Origin of the sequence: Halopelagius inordinatus (assembly GCF_900113245.1) — an archaeon.
Lineage (GTDB): Archaea > Halobacteriota > Halobacteria > Halobacteriales > Haloferacaceae > Halopelagius > Halopelagius inordinatus.
In genome coordinates, this window is the sequence record NZ_FOOQ01000001.1 from 1,246,040 (window position 1) to 1,262,814 (window position 16,775).

The 16,775-nt window shown below is 65.7% G+C and carries 16 protein-coding genes and 1 pseudogene; 10 read left to right on the plus strand and 7 right to left on the minus strand.

Annotated elements, in window-relative coordinates:
- Nucleotides 1-16: 16 nt before the first annotated feature.
- Nucleotides 17-523, minus strand: a complete 507-nt coding sequence (locus BM167_RS06490) for a hypothetical protein (protein WP_092890435.1) — start codon at nt 521-523, stop codon at nt 17-19.
- Between the two features lie 280 nt (nt 524-803).
- Nucleotides 804-1,649, minus strand: coding sequence for an SDR family oxidoreductase (locus BM167_RS06495; protein ID WP_092890438.1), 846 nt, complete (start codon nt 1,647-1,649; stop codon nt 804-806).
- 118 nt (nt 1,650-1,767) lie between these two features.
- Between BM167_RS06495 and BM167_RS06500 the strand changes: the two genes are divergently transcribed.
- Nucleotides 1,768-2,535, plus strand: a complete 768-nt coding sequence (locus BM167_RS06500; RefSeq protein ID WP_092890441.1) for a prephenate dehydrogenase/arogenate dehydrogenase family protein — start codon at nt 1,768-1,770, stop codon at nt 2,533-2,535.
- Nucleotides 2,532-3,959 carry a small ribosomal subunit Rsm22 family protein gene (locus BM167_RS06505; protein ID WP_092890444.1) on the plus strand — a complete coding sequence of 476 codons (1,428 nt, stop codon included), beginning with the start codon at nt 2,532-2,534 and terminating at the stop codon, nt 3,957-3,959. Before BM167_RS06500 ends, BM167_RS06505 begins: the two co-directional genes overlap by 4 nt.
- A gap of 130 nt (nt 3,960-4,089) precedes the next feature.
- Here BM167_RS06505 and BM167_RS18365 read toward each other — a convergent pair whose 3' ends face one another.
- The 3 genes from BM167_RS18365 to BM167_RS06515 form a co-directional block, all read right to left on the minus strand.
- A complete protein-coding gene (locus BM167_RS18365) occupies nt 4,090-4,266 on the minus strand; it encodes a DUF7576 family protein (protein ID WP_177213291.1) in 177 nt (58 codons plus the stop codon).
- Entirely contained in the window at nt 4,256-4,519 is a 264-nt protein-coding gene (locus BM167_RS06510) for a HalOD1 output domain-containing protein (RefSeq protein ID WP_092890447.1), read from the minus strand. The genes BM167_RS18365 and BM167_RS06510 overlap by 11 nt, the downstream gene beginning before the upstream one ends.
- 75 nt (nt 4,520-4,594) lie before the next feature.
- A complete protein-coding gene (locus BM167_RS06515; protein WP_092890450.1) occupies nt 4,595-8,647 on the minus strand; it encodes a PAS domain S-box protein in 4,053 nt (1,350 codons plus the stop codon).
- Nucleotides 8,648-8,836: 189 nt separating this feature from the next.
- Between BM167_RS06515 and surE the strand changes: the two genes are divergently transcribed.
- The 6 genes and pseudogenes from surE to BM167_RS06545 all read left to right on the plus strand — a co-directional run bounded on the left by surE (nt 8,837) and on the right by BM167_RS06545 (nt 13,560).
- Nucleotides 8,837-9,643 carry a 5'/3'-nucleotidase SurE gene (gene surE, locus BM167_RS06520; RefSeq protein ID WP_092890453.1) on the plus strand — a complete coding sequence of 269 codons (807 nt, stop codon included), beginning with the start codon at nt 8,837-8,839 and terminating at the stop codon, nt 9,641-9,643.
- A gap of 135 nt (nt 9,644-9,778) precedes the next feature.
- Nucleotides 9,779-10,039, plus strand: a pseudogene (locus BM167_RS06525) (sensor histidine kinase); the annotation flags it as partial.
- A 115-nt stretch (nt 10,040-10,154) separates the two neighbouring features.
- A complete protein-coding gene (locus BM167_RS06530; protein ID WP_245781312.1) occupies nt 10,155-10,874 on the plus strand; it encodes a response regulator in 720 nt (239 codons plus the stop codon).
- A gap of 97 nt (nt 10,875-10,971) precedes the next feature.
- Entirely contained in the window at nt 10,972-11,937 is a 966-nt protein-coding gene (locus BM167_RS06535) for a calcium/sodium antiporter (protein ID WP_092890462.1), read from the plus strand.
- A 50-nt stretch (nt 11,938-11,987) separates the two neighbouring features.
- Nucleotides 11,988-12,536, plus strand: coding sequence for a YdcF family protein (locus BM167_RS06540; RefSeq protein WP_092890465.1), 549 nt, complete (start codon nt 11,988-11,990; stop codon nt 12,534-12,536).
- A 49-nt stretch (nt 12,537-12,585) separates the two neighbouring features.
- Complete coding sequence (locus BM167_RS06545; protein WP_092890468.1) at nt 12,586-13,560, plus strand: DUF7972 family membrane protein; 975 nt, start codon at nt 12,586-12,588, stop codon at nt 13,558-13,560.
- Between the two features lie 60 nt (nt 13,561-13,620).
- Here the strand turns inward: BM167_RS06545 and BM167_RS06550 are convergent, their stop codons facing one another.
- Nucleotides 13,621-14,160, minus strand: a complete 540-nt coding sequence (locus BM167_RS06550) for an HPP family protein (RefSeq protein ID WP_092890471.1) — start codon at nt 14,158-14,160, stop codon at nt 13,621-13,623.
- A gap of 142 nt (nt 14,161-14,302) precedes the next feature.
- Between BM167_RS06550 and BM167_RS06555 the strand changes: the two genes are divergently transcribed.
- A complete protein-coding gene (locus BM167_RS06555; RefSeq protein ID WP_092891136.1) occupies nt 14,303-15,307 on the plus strand; it encodes a sodium:calcium antiporter in 1,005 nt (334 codons plus the stop codon).
- A 132-nt stretch (nt 15,308-15,439) separates the two neighbouring features.
- Nucleotides 15,440-16,021 carry a type 1 glutamine amidotransferase domain-containing protein gene (locus BM167_RS06560; RefSeq protein ID WP_092891138.1) on the plus strand — a complete coding sequence of 194 codons (582 nt, stop codon included), beginning with the start codon at nt 15,440-15,442 and terminating at the stop codon, nt 16,019-16,021.
- Between the two features lie 3 nt (nt 16,022-16,024).
- On the opposite strand, the gene BM167_RS06565 is transcribed toward BM167_RS06560, so the two are convergent.
- Nucleotides 16,025-16,708 (minus strand): haloacid dehalogenase type II, encoded by a 684-nt coding sequence (locus tag BM167_RS06565; protein WP_092890474.1) that lies wholly within the window; start codon nt 16,706-16,708, stop codon nt 16,025-16,027.
- Nucleotides 16,709-16,775: the final 67 nt, after the last annotated feature.

Here is a 16,775-nt window from a genome sequence, read left to right on the forward strand (position 1 = left end):
GGGGTCGAATTCGCCGTCAGTCGTCGGAATCGGCCGTCTCGCCGCCGAGTTCCGACCACCGCGACTGCGCGTGGGACCACTCCGCGAGGAGTCCTTCGAGCGCTTCTGCTGTCTTCGGCGTCAGGACGCCCGCCGCCTGCCGAACCACCTCGCCGTCCTCGACGAGAAAAGCGTAGATGGTCTGTTCGCCGAGGAGGCCGAGACGGCGGCGGAACGCGCCCTTGTCCACGGGGACGAGAACCGTCCGGTCGTGGAGTTTCCGCCGGGCGTTCGCGGGCGAGAGACCGCCCGTCGCCGTCGGGGGAAGCATTCCGCTTCGGCTACCCGAGACGAACAGTTCGTAGTACGAAAAGTGGTCGTACTCGTCCTCTAAGTCGGTGGCGAACCCGCGCCACGAGTCGACGAGACTCTGTTGTCGCGCGTGGAAACTGATGACGACGAGCGTTTGGTCCCCCTCGAAGTCGGCCGGGAGTTTCACTCGCTGGCCGTCGGTGTCTCGCCCCGGGACCGAAGGGAATCTCATCGGTTGAGGTGATGTGTCTGCTCCCGTATAAAACTACGTACCTGTCAGAGCTGGTTTATACGTCTGACGCGCGGATGATGGTTTCGGCGAGCGATATCTGGAGAGGAGAGATAGAATTCGCTGGCTCGCGTTTGTGCCTGGAATCTGATACATGTCGGTGCATTCCCCCGCAGACGCCCGCATCCGACGCCACGTTCGTACCGACGCCAACTGTTGCGATGGCCGTGTTCCCTTTAACGCTATCCGTCCGAATATCTATCGTGATATTTTGAAGAACGGGTTACGCCGGTCGCTCGAAATCCGGGTCGAACAGGCGGGCGGACATCGGTCCGGGGTCGGCGTCCTCGACGACGTTGTACCGTGAGAAATCCTCGACGCCCTCCGCTCTGAGAATCTCTTCGTCGTAGAAGGCGTTGCCCGTGCAGTCCGACGGGTCGCGGCGCAGAACCGCCTCGACGGCGTCGCAGACGATTTCGGGTCGTCGCCAGTCTTTCTCCGTACCCATACCGAAGTGCCGCGTCGCTTCGCTCTCGACGGCCGAGACGGGCCACAGGGCGTTCGCGGCGACGCCGTCGTCGTCGAGTTCACCCGCCAGAGACTGCATCGTCACGGTCATCCCGTACTTCGAGACGGCGTAGGCCGCCATCCCCGGACGGCCGGGGTCGGTGACCGGCGGCGAGAACGAGAGGACGTGCGCGTGGTCGCTCTCTTTGAGGTGCGGGAGGGCGGCGTACGTCGTCGCGTACGCGCCCCGGGCGTTCACGCCGGTGAGAAGGTCGAATCGTTCCGGCGGCGTCTCCTCGAACGGGGCCATGTGAATCGCTCCGGCGTTGTTGACGACGAAGTCGATACCGCCGAACTCCTCGACGGTGTCCTCGATGGCGGCCTCGACCGACTCCTCGTCGCGCACGTCGATCTGCCGCCAGATGGAGTCGCCGCCTCTCTCCCGTATCTCCTCTGTCGTCTCGGCGATGGTCCCCGGCAGGTCGTCTCTCGGTTCGACCGTCTTCCCCGTCGAGACCACTTTGACCCCCGCGTCGGCGAGGTGGACCGCGAGTGCCCGCCCGATGCCTCGACTGGTCCCGGTGATAAACGCTACACGCCCGTCGAGTTTATTCGATGGCATGACTCCACCTACCGGGGCCGGGTACTTCACGTTACCTCGCGTCCGACCGACCGAACCCGCCGCAGGTCGGGCCGCGCACCGAACCCCTTTTGACGCGCCCGGTGCGTAGTCGGCGGCAATGGAGGTACTCGTCGTCGGCGCGGGGGCGATGGGCCGGTGGGTCGGAGAGACGGTAGCCGCCGCGTTCGACGTGGCGTACGCCGACCGGGACCCGGAAGCGGCCGAAACCGCGGCCGCCGACTCGGAAGCGCGGGCGGTCGCTCTCGATACCGGAGAGTCGTTCGACGCCGTCTGTCTGGCCGTCCCCATCTCGGCCGTCGGAGAGGCCGTCGAGACTCACGCGTCGAAAGCCGAACGCGCCGTCGTCGACGTCACCGGCGTGATGGACGGCCCCATCGCGTCGATGCGGGCGGCGGCGCCCGACCGAGAGCGAGTCAGTCTCCACCCGTTGTTCGCGCCCGAGAACGCCCCGGGAAACGTCGCCGTCGTCGCCGACGCCCCCGGGCCCGTCTCGGACGCGATTCTCGGCGCGGTGGCCGACGCTGACAATCACGTGTTCGAGACGACCGCCGGAGAACACGACGCGGCCATGGAGACGGTTCAGTCGGGCGCGCACGCGGCCATCCTCGCGTACGCACTCGCCGCGGAGGACGTGCGCGAGGAGTTCGCCACCCCGATATCCGCCGGACTGGACGAACTCGTCTCGGCGGTGACGGCGGGGACACCCCGCGTCTACCGCGAGATTCAGCAGTCGTTCCCCGGCGCGGACCGAGTGGCCGACGCCGCCCGACGAGTCGCGGAGGCCGAAGGCGAGGCGTTCGACGACCTGTACGAGGAAGCGAAAGCAGGTGACGGCGCGTTCGGGACGGGAAGTGAGAACCGATGACGGACCGCGAGGCGGTTCGGTCGAACGCGAAGTATCTGCGGAACGTCCGACCGATAGACCCCGCAGAGATATGCGAGTACATAGAGGGCACCCCGCACCCGGCGGTGGTCAAACAGATTCTCCGCGAGGAGGCGTACGACCTCCGGTTGGTCGAACGCGACGACGGAACGTTCGCCCCGGCGGACGACGACCCCGCGCCGCGCGCGTCGTGGACCCCGACTGCGTTCCCCGACTCGTACGCCTTCGCGTTCGAGGACGTTCTCGTCGAACGCCACGGCGTGAACTGGCACCGCGGCGACTCCGGCGACGCCCTCCGGGAGTCGATACGTCGCCTCAAAGAGGACTACTTCCGGCAGAACGCGGTCGAGTACGACGAGACGGCGGCGCTCGGATACGGTCTCTACCACCTCCCGGACTACTACGCCGCCGTGGGCTACGTCCTCGACGACTTGGCGGAGACGGGACGCCTCCCGCGGGTCTGTCGCGTCCTCGACGTCGGCGCGGGCACCGGCGGCCCCGCGTTGGGTCTGCACGACTACCTGCCGGACGACGCACTCGTGGACTACCACGCCGTCGAACCGTCGGCGTCCGCCGACGTCCTCGAACGGATGCTCGAAGAGACGGGGCCGAACTTCCGAACGACCGTCCACCGCGAGACGGCGGAGGCGTTCGACGCCCGCGGCGTGGTCGGCGACGGCGACGACTCCGACCGGTTCGATATCGTCCTCTTTGCGAACGTCCTGAGCGAACTCGACGACCCCGAATCGGTCGTCCGACGGTACCTCGACGTGGTCGCCGAGGACGGGTCCGTCGTCGCTCTCGCCCCCGCGGACCTGAACACGAGCGTCGGCCTCCGAGAGGTCGAACGCGCCGTCGCCTCGCCGGAGAGCGAGGTGACAGTCTACTCGCCGACGCTCAGACTCTGGCCGGGCGCGGCACCGACCGACCGCGGGTGGTCGTTCGACCGGCGCGACGACGTAGACGCGCCGTCGTTCCAGACCCGACTGGACGAGGCGGGGGAAGGCGACGGGACGTTCGTCAACGAGACGGTGCAGTTTTCCTACTCGATTCTCCGGACCGACGGCGTCCGCCGTCGCGACGTGACGGCGTCCGCGAACCGGTTCGCGAAGATGGCCGAGATGGACCGCCACGTCACGGAGCGAATCGACCTGTTGGCGGTGAAACTGAGTCGGAACCTCGCGGACGACGAGAGGGCAAACCCCCTGTTTAAGGTGAGCGACGGCAGCGAATCCACCGACCACTACGCGGTGTTGACCCACCGCGACGGACTCAACGAGGAACTCGCCCGCGCCGACTACGGCGACGTGCTCGCCTTCGAGAACGTGCTCTCTCTGTGGAACGACGACGAGGAGGCGTACAACCTCGTCGTCGACGGCGAAGCGGTGGTCGAGAGAGTCGCCTGAGAGGCGGCCGAGTCGCCGACGGTGCGTTCCGCCGCGGTGTCGGACCGGGCGATGTAGACCGGAGACGCCTCGGCGACCGTCAGCGCTCTCTCGGAGTCGAGTGCGTCGATAGAATCGGCGCTCGGTACACCTACTCGTCGGTTCTCGATTCGAGCCACGCGGCTTTGCAGTCGTCGTCACAGAACGAGTAAAATAGAGGCCCCCCGTCCTCGGTTCGCACCGTCACGACGGGGTATCGGACCCCCCTCTCGAACTCGCTTCCGCAGTGCGCACAGACCTCGAAGTTCGTGACTCGGTTAGCGGCCATCGAATCCAGTGACCGTGAGGTCGCCCGTACCGACCAACTCGACCTGAACGCCGGCGTACTCGAATTCGAGACGCCACTGGTACTCGGAGTCCGATTCGGCGACCGAGTCGAGAACGCCGGTGTCCATCGCGGAGTGCAGGGGTTCGAGTTCGAACGGGTCGGTGTTCGTGGCCTCTGCCACCGCCTTCACGACCGCGACGGCCACGCCCTCCTCCGTATCCCATCTCGCCCGGTGTTCTTCGATCTGATCCATCGGTATCGATTCCCTAGACGTCTTCGCCCGAGATGCCAGTATCCTGTATATGCGAAGACGAACCGAGACCCGTCTCTATGTATCTAGATACTTCACGCCGCCGGTCTTACTCAGCGTGAGAGAGAGCAGTCGCTTGAACGCCCTCCGGAGGTGGTAGTTGAACGTGGGTTGGGTGATTCCGAGCAGTTCGGCTATCTCTTCGCCCGTGTTCGAGCGGGGCGATTCGAAGTACCCGCCGTGGTACGCCGCGGTGAGTACCTCGAACTGTCGGTCGGTTAGACACGCCGTCAGCGACCGGTACAGCTCCTCTCGCGTCTGTATCGGTCGGTCCAACTCTCGCCGCGCGATCAGTTCGACGTCCGGGTAGCGCGCCTGAAGCACCTCGACGAACGTTCGGATGTCGGTCGTCGTCGGAACTTCGACCGTCATCTCCATCGTTTCGCCGTCGGTCGTAATCCGGCGGGGAACCGCTCCCTGTTCGGCTAACGTCAGCGCGACCGGCGTCTCGAAGACGGTCGCTTGGAACGTGGCCCGTTCGTCGTCCGCAGAGAGAACGCGAACGTCTTCGACGGACGGAGACGACGCGGCGGCGGTTCTCAGCGCATCCGCGGCGTCGGCCGGCGTCGTAAAGAAGACGCGGTACCGGTCGTCGGACTCGGGAAGCACCGTTTCGACCGTGAGCGAACAGTCGGCGTCGCTCGCGAGTCGATGGAGAGCCTCGTTCGTCGCGTACGCTCGGAGTTCCAGTTCGACGACCTGGTCCGCGACGAGGCCCTGCTTCGTCTCGACGTTGTTGACGGTGTTGGCGATCGCTTCTCCGAGTTCCTCGAAGACCGTTCGCGCCAACGGGTCGAAGGCGTCCGTCCCGGCGGCGTACACCGTTAGCACGCCGTACGGAATCGCCTCGTGCAGGAGCGGGACGCTGAACACGGACTGGTAGCCCCTCGAAAGCGCTTCGCGCCGCCACTCCTGTTTTTGCACCCCCTCTGCGACGTTCGAGACGAGCGTGGGTTCGCACGCGCGGGCTGTTCGGTGTGCGGGTTCGGAAACGGTCGCCTCGTCGGTAGAGAGCGCCCGTATCTCGTCGAGGTACCCCCGGTCGGTCCCGGCCCACGACCGCGGGGCGACCGTCTGCGTTCGCGTGTCGTACTCGCCGATCCACGCGAACGCGTACCGGTCGCTCGCCACGAGTTTCTCGCAGACCGCCGCTTCGAGGTCGTCGCGGGACTCCGCTTGAACGAGTCGCCTGTCGATGCCGCGGATGAGTTCGTTGAGCTGATTCAGCCGCTCGAGTTGAGTCGTCTTCTGTTCGAGTTCCCGCTGTCTTTCCTGTAACTCTCGTTCGCGGGTCAGCCGGTCGAACGCGGCCCGAACTGTCGTTCCGAGAAGCTCCGTCACCGTCCGCGTGTGGGCGTCGAACTCTCCGCAGACGGGGTCGCCGGCGGCTAAGACGCCGTGTTCTCCGAGCGGAATCACCAGCGCTTTCCGAATCGGCGTCTGCGCATCGTAGAGATACGGCGAGTCGCGGACGTCGTTCAGTTCGAGCGTCTCGTCTCCGAAGAACGCCCGTCCGACCAGACTTCGGTCGCTCCCGTGAATCACGGGCGGCACCCCGTCGGACGACTCGAAGTCGAGAGAGTGCGCGAGCGGGACGAACCTGTTCTCGTCGCTGTCGAACCGATAGAGGACTATCTGCGGCAGTTCGAGCAGGTCCACCGCCGCCTCGACTGTGATCTGTGCGACGTCCTCGTCGGCCGTGGCGGCCAGTAATCGATGCGCCGCGTCGTAGAGCGACGAAAACGTTCGCTCGGACCGTTTCCGCTCGGTGATGTCCGCCATCGCGCCGCGATATCTGACTATCGCCCCGTCTTCTACCACCGGGACACCGCGTCCGTGCACCCACCGAACGTCGCCGTCGATGGTCACGATTCGTCGCTCGATGTCGAACGGTTTTCCGTCCACGAGCAGTCCTTCGACCGCCTCCTCGACTTTCTCGCGGTCGTCGGGGTGGACGAACTCCATCCCTCGCTCTGTGGGGAACTCCTCGCCCGGCGAGATGCCGTGCAGTCGGTGCAGACCGTCGGTCTGTATCCCGTCGAACGGCGGTCCGCCCTCGGCGTCGAGTTCCCACCCGCCGACGTTCGCTATCTGCTCTGTGTTGTCCAGCAGGCTCTTTGTCCTCTCCAGTTCCACCTCGCGCTGTTTTCGCTCCGTGATATCCTGAATCGCCCCGCGAACGGCGACGACGTCGCCGTCCTCCCGAATCGGCTCGCCGATGGTCCGAACCCACCGCTCGTCGCCGTTGGCGGTGGTGAGTTGCGCCTCGTAGTCGTAGCTCTCTCCCTCGCGAACGGCGCGGTCGACGCCCGCTCTGACGCGGATTTCGTCCTCCGGGTGGTAGTATCCGAACGCCTGTTGGATGTCGACGTCCGTCTCCGGCGAGAGCCCGTGGATTCGGTACGCCTCGTCCGTCGCGGTCAGTCCCGTCAGCGCGCCGTCTTCGACTTGGATCTCCCAAGCGCCGACGTTCGCGAGTCGCTGGGACTGTTCGAGGAGGCGCTGAGTCCGCTCTAACTCTCTCTCGTACTCGACCTGTTCCGTGATGTCGATGACGACGCCTTCGAGGGCCTCGACCGATCCGTCGGCGGCGAAGACGCCGCGGCCCTGTTCTCGGACCCAGCGTCGGTCCCCCGATTCGGTTTCGAGGGGATAGGTGACGTCGAACGGTTCCTCGGCGTCGAGGGCCGCCTGCACCTGTCTCCATATCCGATCGTTCCCCTCGAGGACGAGTTCCTCCCCCAACGACACGTCGCCGCGTTCCAGCGTTTCGGGGTCGTACCCGGTTATCTCTCTCGCGCCGTCGCTGACGAACTCCACCGGCCAGTCGGGAGCGTTCCGAACGCGGTAGACGAACCCCGGAACGTTACTGATCAGCCGCGAGAGCTGGTGCTCCTTCTCGACGCGTCTGCTGACGTTCCGGCCGATTCCGGCCGCGACGGTGTCGCCCGTCGGCTCTTCGACTTCGGTCGCCACGAACTCGTAGGGGATGCGCGCTCCTCGTTCGGTGAGGAGTTCGGACTCGATTTGGGCGCGGCCCGTCTCGAACACCTCCCGCAGAGCCTCGTCGATACGGTCGCTCTCCCCTTCGTCGAAGAACTCCTGTATCCGCATCTCGGCTATCTCCTCGTCGGTGTAGCCCGTCTCTCTCGGGAGGCTCTCGTTCCACCGCTTGAGGACGCCGTCGTCGTCCAACACGTAGAACACGTCGTCGAGAGAGTCGAGGACGGTCCCGATGTACTCTCTGTACCCGCGTAGCTCCCGTTCGCGCTCTCTCCGGTCGGTTATCTCTCGCGTGACGCCGACCAGTTGCGTGACCTCGCCTGCAGAGATGACCGGAGCTAACTCCGTCCGGAACACCCGCGTCTCTCCGGCGAGTCGATACGCGTTCTCGCTCGTGGTCGGCGCTCGTCTCTCGAGACAGCGTCGGTACTCCGCGACCGCCTCGTCTGCGACGTCTTCGTCGTACAGGTCGTACAGCGTCTTCCCTCGGGGGTCCTCCGCGGAGCATCCGAGAAAGCCATCCTCTGCGGCGTTCACCCGCGCGATTCTGAAGGTATCTCCGTCCTCGACGTCGAGGAGGAATACCTCGTCTCGGAGGGTCTCGAACACCGTTCGGTACTCGTCGAGACTCCGCCGACTCCGTTCGGCCGCGAGCGAACCATCGACTCCCGACTTCTCGCCGGTCGCGGTGGCGATTTCGAGTCGTCGCTCCAAGATTCGGTGGTGGGCCGGCGTCGGACCTTTCTCGACGTAGTCCGTCGCACCGGCCCGAAACGCCTCTTCGACGAGGTCGGACGCCGGATGGGAGGTGTAGAAGACGAACGGGATATTCGGGTCACCGTCTCGGACTACCTCGAGCAAGTCGAGTCCGGTCGCGTCCGGCAGCGCGTACTCGCTGACGACGCACGCGATATCGCCCCGTTCGAGCCGAGAGCGCGCTTCTTCGAGCGTCGATGCCTCCACTACCGAGAGCCCCGACCGTCGGCCGGTGAGAGACTCTGCGACCTCCTCGCGGTCGTCCGAGTCGGGGTCGACGTAGAGGACGAGAGAGGAGGACGTCTGCACCATAGCCCTCCGTAGAGGGCAGAAGCTGTTAACGATTTCTCAATCTTCGGAGCCCCTATCCGTCTCTTTCGGCCGTCAGTTCTGTCGTCCGCGCCGGTCCCGTCTCGGCGGAGGCGTTCGAAGACCGAGAGACGCGAGGCCCGAACCCGCGCCAAGCGGTACATCTTTGCACTCGCCCTCGGAGTGTGAACCATGAGCGAGTCGCTCTCTATCCTTCTCACCAACGACGACGGCATCGACAGCGTGGGCTTTCGCGCACTGTACGACGCCTTCGAGGAGTTCGCGGACGTGACGGCCGTCGCACCCGCAGAAGACCAAAGCGCCGTGGGTCGAAAGATGTCGCAGGACGTGGACGTGACGAGACACGAACTCGGGTTCGCCATCCACGGCACGCCCGCGGACTGTACGGTCGTCGGGTTAGAAGCGCTCTGTCCCGACGTGGACCTGGTCGTGGCCGGATGCAACAAGGGGGCGAACCTCGGCGCGTACGTCCTCGGCCGGTCGGGGACGGTAAGCGCCGCAGTCGAGGCGGCGTTCTTCGACGTTCCGGCCATCGCCGTCTCGTTGTACGTCCCCGGCGGCGACGACGTGCCGTGGGAGGAGAAAGCGACCGACACCGAGGACTTCCGGAACGCGACGAACGCGGCGACGTACCTCGCGAAGCACGGACTCGGCGCGGGCGTCTTCGAGCAGGCGGAGTATCTCAACGTCAACGCGCCGATGCTCGCCGACGACGGGTCTCTCGCGCCCTTGGAGGTGACGACACCCTCGACGCTGTACGACATGACTGCCAGCCGAGACACAGAAAACGGCCGATTCACCCTCCACGACGGCGTCTGGGACCGGATGCGTAGCGGCGACCTCCCGGACCCGGAGGGGACGGACCGCCGCGCCGTCGTCGAGGGGCGCGTCTCGGTGTCGCCGCTGACAGCGCCGCACAGTACGGAACACCACGAATCGCTCGACGCACTCGCACAGACGTACCTCGACTCAGTCTGAGCGGCCGGAGTATCCGGGCGACGGAACCCCGAAGCGGACGATAGCGGCGGGAACGACGGCGAGAATGACCCACGACGCCATCGTCGCCACGTCGATGCCGCCGGACGCGAACGTCGAAGAGACCCCGGCGAGAGAGACGCGGTCGAACGCGGGGAGTCGAACGTCACCGTCCGTATGGGAACGCTCGCAGACGGGTTCTACGTCGAGGACAGCGGTCCGGGTATCCCACCGGACGAACGCGAACAGGTGTTCGAGTTCGGTTTCTCGCAGTCCGACGACGGGACGGGACATGGGCTGAGCATCGTCGAACAGATTGCGGAGGCGCACGGGTGGTCGGTGCGCGTCGTCGAGGGGCCCTCCGGCGGCGCGCGCTTCGAGTTCACGGGTATCCGGTGACGGCCCCCCCGCGACCGAAAAGGTAACTATGTGGAACATACAACGTAGGGCGAGTGATGTCGAAATCGGTAGAGAGGCGGGGACACCAGTGAACGGGGCGCTCTCGGTTCTTCACGTGGACGACGACGAGGCTCTCGGGGAGATGGTGACGCTGTTCCTCGAACGCGACGATAGCGGACTGGACTGTCGAGTGACCCACGAGGCGTCTCCCGCCGCCGCCCTCGACCGAATCCGGTCGCCGGAGACAGCGTTCGACTGCGTCGTCAGCGACTACAGCATGCCGGAGATGAACGGCATCGAGTTTCTCGAACGCGTCCGCGAGACGCACCCGGAACTTCCGCTCTTGTTGTTCTCCGGCGAGGAGACGACGGACCTGGCGGCGGAGATAATCCGCGCCGGTCTCACCGACTACCTCAAAAAGGGGTTCGGCACCGGCCAATACACTCTCCTCGTCCGGCGAGTCGAACACGCGGTCGACTCCGACGGCGAGTTCGACTCCGACGTCGAGACGGAACTCGACGGAGTCGGCGTCGTCGGACGCAACGAACGGTTCGAGAGGGTGGACCCGGCGTACGCCTCGTTCTACGACTACGAACCCGAGGAGATAGAGGGGAAACACTGGTCGGAACTGCATCCCGACGCGGAGGTAGACCACATCCGAACGCACGTCCTCCCGGTCGTCGAAGAGGGCGGAAAGTGGACCGGCCGGAGCGAGGGCCTCCGCGCGGACGGGAGTAGATTCACCGAGTCGAAACTCGTGACCTCCCTCGACGATGGCCGCCTCCTCATCGCCGTCTCGGAACTCGACGAGACGCCGCGCGCGACGGGGGACTGAGGCGCGGACGCCGGAACGACTCCGTAAGGTCGCTCTGACGCTCTGCGGGCCACCGGTAGTTTCGTTACGCGCCGCCCACGAGTTGGCTACCCGAACGATGGTGAGCCTTCCACTACAGGGCGCGATTTTCTTCGGGACGGTGCTCGGTCTCTGGGTCGGTGCGCGGTTACTCGTCGATTCGGCCGTTCGACTCGCCCGGTCCGTCGGGCTCTCGGAACTCACCATCGGACTGACAATCGTCGCGTTGGGTACGTCCATGCCGGAACTGGTCGTGACCACGGACGCGGCGCTCAACGGCTTGGGCGACATCGCGGTCGGAAACATCGTCGGGTCGAACATCTACAACTTGGCGTTCGTCCTCGGCGTCGTCTCCGCGGTTCGGTTCGTCCCGGTCGAACGGTCTCTCGTCCGCCGTGACGGCGTCGCCCTCCTCCTCGCGACTCTGCTGGGTGTCGCGACGTTGCTCGACCTGACCGTGACTCGCGTCGAAGGTGCCGTACTCGTCGGCTCTCTCGTCGTCTACACCGCCGTCCTGTTTCGCACGAGCGAGGACGCGGCGTCCGAACCGTCCGAAGAACGGGCGACGGCGGACGCGAGCGACGCGCCCGCGTTCCGAAAGCAGGACGGAGCGATGCTCGCGGCCGGTCTGGCCGTCGTGCTCGTGAGCGGGCATTTCTTGGTCGAGTCGGCGTCGGCGATAGCGCGAGTCGTTGGACTCTCCGAGTGGGTCATCGGCGAGACGATAGTCGCGGCGGGCACCTCGACGCCGGAGTTCGCCGTCTCCATCGTCGCGATACGGCGCGGAAGCGTCGGCGTCTCCGTCGGCAACGTCGTCGGGAGCGACATCTTCAACCTGCTCGGCGCGATGGGGCTCGGCGCGTTGATTCGCCCGTTGACCGTCTCCGCCACCGCAGTAGAGAGCACGGCGTGGTTGGTCGCCGTCGTCGTCGTCGTCGTCGCCGCGATGTGGTCCGGACGGAAGGTATCGCGACTCGAAGGCGTCCTCCTCGCCGTTTCGGAAGTCGTCAGGTGGGGGCTGAGCCTCTTCGACGTGTTCGGGTGACGGCCGACTCCACCGACACTATACGTCGTCGCGAAGATGGCTCGCCCGCCATGGTCGTGATTACGCTCGGGCAACGGTTGGTCGGCGAGACGGCGCATCCGCACCTCCGGCGGCGCGTGGACCTCGGAATCGAACTGTTCCGAGCGGAGGACGCACCCTATCTCGTCTTCACCGGCGGGGCGACGAATCCGGCGGTTCCGAACGCGGAGTGCGAAGCGATGCGCGACTACGCGGTGTCGCGCGGCGTCCCCCGAGAGAAGATACTGTTAGAGTCGAACGCCCGCGACACGAGGGAGAACGGCTTTTTCACCCGCCTCCTCGTCGAGGAACTCGACTGGGATGGAGACGCCGTCCGCGTCGTCAGTTCCTGTCTGCACCTGCAACGGGCGAGATACATCTTCGAGCAGTGTTTCGGCGACGGGTACGAGATACGGACGGACCGGTGCGTCGAACCCAGAGAGTCGATAGACCCCGAGATGCGGTTCACCGAGGCGGAGATTCGACGGCACCGACGACGTGACGGGGAGTTCTTCGAGGGGACGACCGCCGGAGACGTGGCGGAACTGCGGGCCCTGTTCGACCGGTCGGACGCCGAGTAGCCCGCGGCGGCCGAGATATCTTTTCGCCTCGACGCCGTACGCGCACGCGATGGCTGCGGAATCGAAATCCGAACGGCCGAGAGAGAAGTGGAGAGAGTGGCTTCTGCTCGACGCCGACAGGACACTCGTCGCGGGAGTGACCGCGTTCGCCCTCTTTGCGTTCGTCGCGTCCGTCAGTCTCTCCGGACTCGCCCCCTTCGTCGAGCGGCAGCCGGTCTTCTACGTCTACGGCGGGCTTTTGAGCGGGAACCTCACGGTCATCACCGTCGTCGTCTCCATCAGCCAACTCCTGCTCTCCCGGCAGTTGAACACGCCCTCCGAACTCCGATCGCAGATGGAGGGAGTCATCGACTACCGGAAGGACGTCGAGGACGCCGCCGGGCGGGTCGCCCCCGTAGAGCCGTTGGGTTTTCTCCGCCTCCTCGTCGAGAACACGCGAAAGAGGTCGCAAGAACTCGGCGGACTCACCATCGCGGAGACGAACGACGAGGTGTACGCGGAGGTAGACGCCGCCGTCTCCAGAGTCACCCGGCAGGTCGATACGGTGGACGGTCTCCTGCAGGAGTCGGACGCCTCGACGTTCCACGTGCTCTCTGCGACGCTCACGACGAACTACGCGAGAGACATCAACCACCTCCGGCGAATCAAATCCGAGTACGAGGAGAGCGTCCCGGCGCACGTCGAGGAGTCGATAGACCTCCTCATCGACCGCCTCCAGCAGATAGACGTCGCCAGACAGTACTTCAAATCGGTCTACCTCGAACAGCAACTCGCGGAACTGTCGAGGATGCTGTTCTACGCCGGTCTCCCGTCGGTCGCAGTCGTCGCGGTCAGCCTGCTTCTCTTCACCGCGGCGGGCGGCACGTCCGTCTCGCCTCCGTACGAACGCCTCCTGATACCGGCGACGGTCACGGTCGGTCTCGTCCCCCTCTCAGTTCTCTTCGCGTACATCCTCCGCATCGCGACGGTCACGCAACGGACGGCGGCGACGGTGCCGTTCACGACGCCCGAACAGGAGCGGTAGTTTCGGAGTCGCCCGCGGGCCGTCTCCGGACCGGACGCGGAGGGACGGTCCCGAGACGGCTCACTCGGTCGATTCGGCCTCTTCACCCGCCGTCGTCGGTCGGGAGAGACCGCCGACCACCCTCTCGAACAGGCGCAGCACGTTCGTGTGCGTCTCGACGAGGATAGCCGTGCTCGCGACGATTATCGCGACTTCGACGGGTTCCGAGAGCAGTCCGAGCGAGACGATGAGCGTCGTCGCGCAGGCCGGCGGATGCTTCATGTCGGTCGCTATCATTCCCCAACTCGTGAGGACGAGAGAGAGAACCCCGCTGGCGGCGAGTCGGAGACCCTCCGCGGAGAGGTCCGGCGAGGCGGCGGCGAACGCGACGCCCGGGGCGAGCAGTTCGTGCGCGAGTAGCCCGGCGACTCCGCCGACGAGGTGCGCTCCGACCATCCGATAGGTCCGGTTCCGGCCGCCGTGACGTTCGAAGGCGAGGACGAACGCCGAGGGTCCGAGACTGGGGAAGATGAAGGGTTGGCCGCTTATCCACGCGACGAAGCCGAGGACGCCGAACAGAAAACCCGCGTACAGGCTCGTCCCCACCCGTCGTCTGTCCATGGGCTTGGTCTTCTCTCGGCGGTTGAAAACCCTGCTGACCGACTTCGGCGCGTTCGCCGACGCGGCTACGGGGCGGCCCTCGGGCGTCTCCGCGACACCGGAACGGGGAACGTATTTCACTCCGTGCGAACACTACTCGCTCGTGAACGCTCTCTTGGGCTATCTCCTGCTGGCCGTCGCGTCGACCGGAGTCATCTGGAAGGGGAGCGAACTCCTCGAACGCGCCGCGGAACGCCTCAGCAAACACTACGGCCTCCCGGTGGCCGTCCACGGCGCAGTCGTCGTCGCCATCGGATCGAGTTTCCCCGAACTCAGTTCGGTCGTCCTCAGCACCCTGATCCACGGGGAGTTCTCCCTCGGCGTCGGAGCCATCGTCGGCAGCGCCATCTTCAACCTCCTCGTCATCCCGGCCGCCGCCGCACTCGCGAGCGAGCAGTTGGAGACGACGCGCGACATCGTCCACAAGGACGCGCAGTTCTACATCATAAGCGTCCTCGTCCTGTTCATCACGTTCGCTCTCGGCGCGACGTACGTCCCCGGCGGGACGAACGCGGAGGCCATCCTCACCCCGACGCTCGTGTTGATGCCTCTGGCCACCTACGCCATCTACGTCTTCCTCCAGTATCAGGACACCCGCGACCACGCGGCGAAACCCATCGAGGTGAACGTCCCCCGCGAACTGGGGACGCTCGCCGTCTCGCTTCTTCTCATCACCATCGGCGTCGAGGGAATCGTCCGCGCCGCCCTCGGCTTCGGCGAGATATTCGGCACGCCCAGTTTCCTGTGGGGGTTGACCGTCATCGCCGCCGCGACGAGTCTCCCCGACGCGTTCGTCAGCGTGCGCGCGGCGCGAGTCGACGACAGCGTCACCAGCCTCACGAACGTTCTCGGGAGCAACACGTTCAACCTCCTCGTGGCCATCCCCGTCGGCGTCCTCATCTCGGGGCCGACGACGGTCAGTTTCCTCGCCGCCGTCCCGATGATGGGCTTTCTCGCGTTCGCGACGCTCGTGTTCGTCATCGTCACCCGCACGCATCTCGAACTCACGGACCCCGAAGCCTACGGCCTGCTCGCCCTGTATCTGCTGTTTCTCGCGTGGATGACGCTCGAAACGTTCGGCGTCGTCGAGACGGTGCGAGGGATTTGACGGGCGACACTCCCGTCTTTCGGCCCGGTGAGAACGGACGCGACGTTCGGACTCGAACGCCCCGGCCCCCGACCGAAAAAACGGCTCGCCACACGACTTAGGGACGTCGCGCCGCAACTTCGACCCGAGACAATGTCCGAAGCACTCGACGACACGAACGTGGCGATACTTCTCGCGCCGGAAGGGACAGAAGAGGTCGAGTTCACCCGGCCGCGACAGGCAGTCGAGGACGCCGGAGCGAACGTGGACGCGGTCGGTCCGGAGACGGGCGAGGTCCAGACCGTCGAGAGCGACCTCAACGAGGCTGGGACGTACGAGGTAGAGAAGGCCGTCTCGGAGGTGTCGGCCGACGACTACGACGCCGTTCTCGTCCCGGGCGGGACCGTCGGAGCGGACACACTCCGCGGCGACGAGGAGACGGTATCGTTCGTCCGCGAGTTCTTCGACGCGGAGAAACCCGTCGGTGCCATCTGTCACGGCCCGTGGGTACTCGTCGAAGCGGACGCCGACGACCGGACCGGTTCCGGTGACGCCGTAGAGGGCCGAACCCTGACCTCCTACCCGACTCTCCGGACCGACATCCGCAACGCGGGCGGCGAGTGGGTGGACGAGGAAGTCGTCACCGACGACGGGGTGGTGACGAGTCGAAACCCCGACGACCTCGACGCGTACTGCGAACGGGTCGTCGAGGTGTTCGGCGGCGACGCGGAGTAGACCTCAGACCCCGAGTTCGTCGGCGAACTCGACGAACGACTCGACGGTGAGGTGAGGGTCGGTCTCGTACGGCCCCCAGAGTGCGTCCTGACGGTTCACCCAGACGCCCTGCATCCCGGCGTGAATCGCACCCGGAACGTCCCACCACCCCGCGGCGACGAAACAGATCTCTTCTATCGGCGTTCCGACTCTGTCGGCGGCGTGTTCGTACAGTCCCGCGTCAGGTTTGAACTGCTCAATCTCGTCTGCGCTGACCGTCGCTTCGATGACGTCGCCGAGGTCGGCGTGTTCGACCATCGAGTCGAGCATCTCCTCGCTGCCGTTCGAGACCACGTAGAGGTCGTACCCCGCCTCCCGCAACCGTTCCATCCCCTCGTGGACGTCGTCGAACACCGGCAGGTCCTGATACGTCGAGAGGATCTCTTCGCGTTCGTCCTCCGAGAGGTCGATGCCCTGCGTCCGGAGGGCGTACCGTAGCGCGTGCCGGTTCATCTCGTAGAACGAGTCGTACTCCTCGATTGCGTTGCCGACCATCGCGTACAGAAGCGACCGATTCCGCCAGAGTTTCGAGACCGCTTCGGGCGAGTCGACGTACTCCGAGAGCGGTTCCTCTACGGCCGTCACGTCGACGATGGTGCCGTACGAATCGAACGCGATAGTCTCGACTGCGTCGGGGTCGAAAGACATCGTGAGGAGTCTCGGCCCAGACGACGAAGTAGCTTGGGACAGTCTGGCACGGCCGTACCGCCGCCGG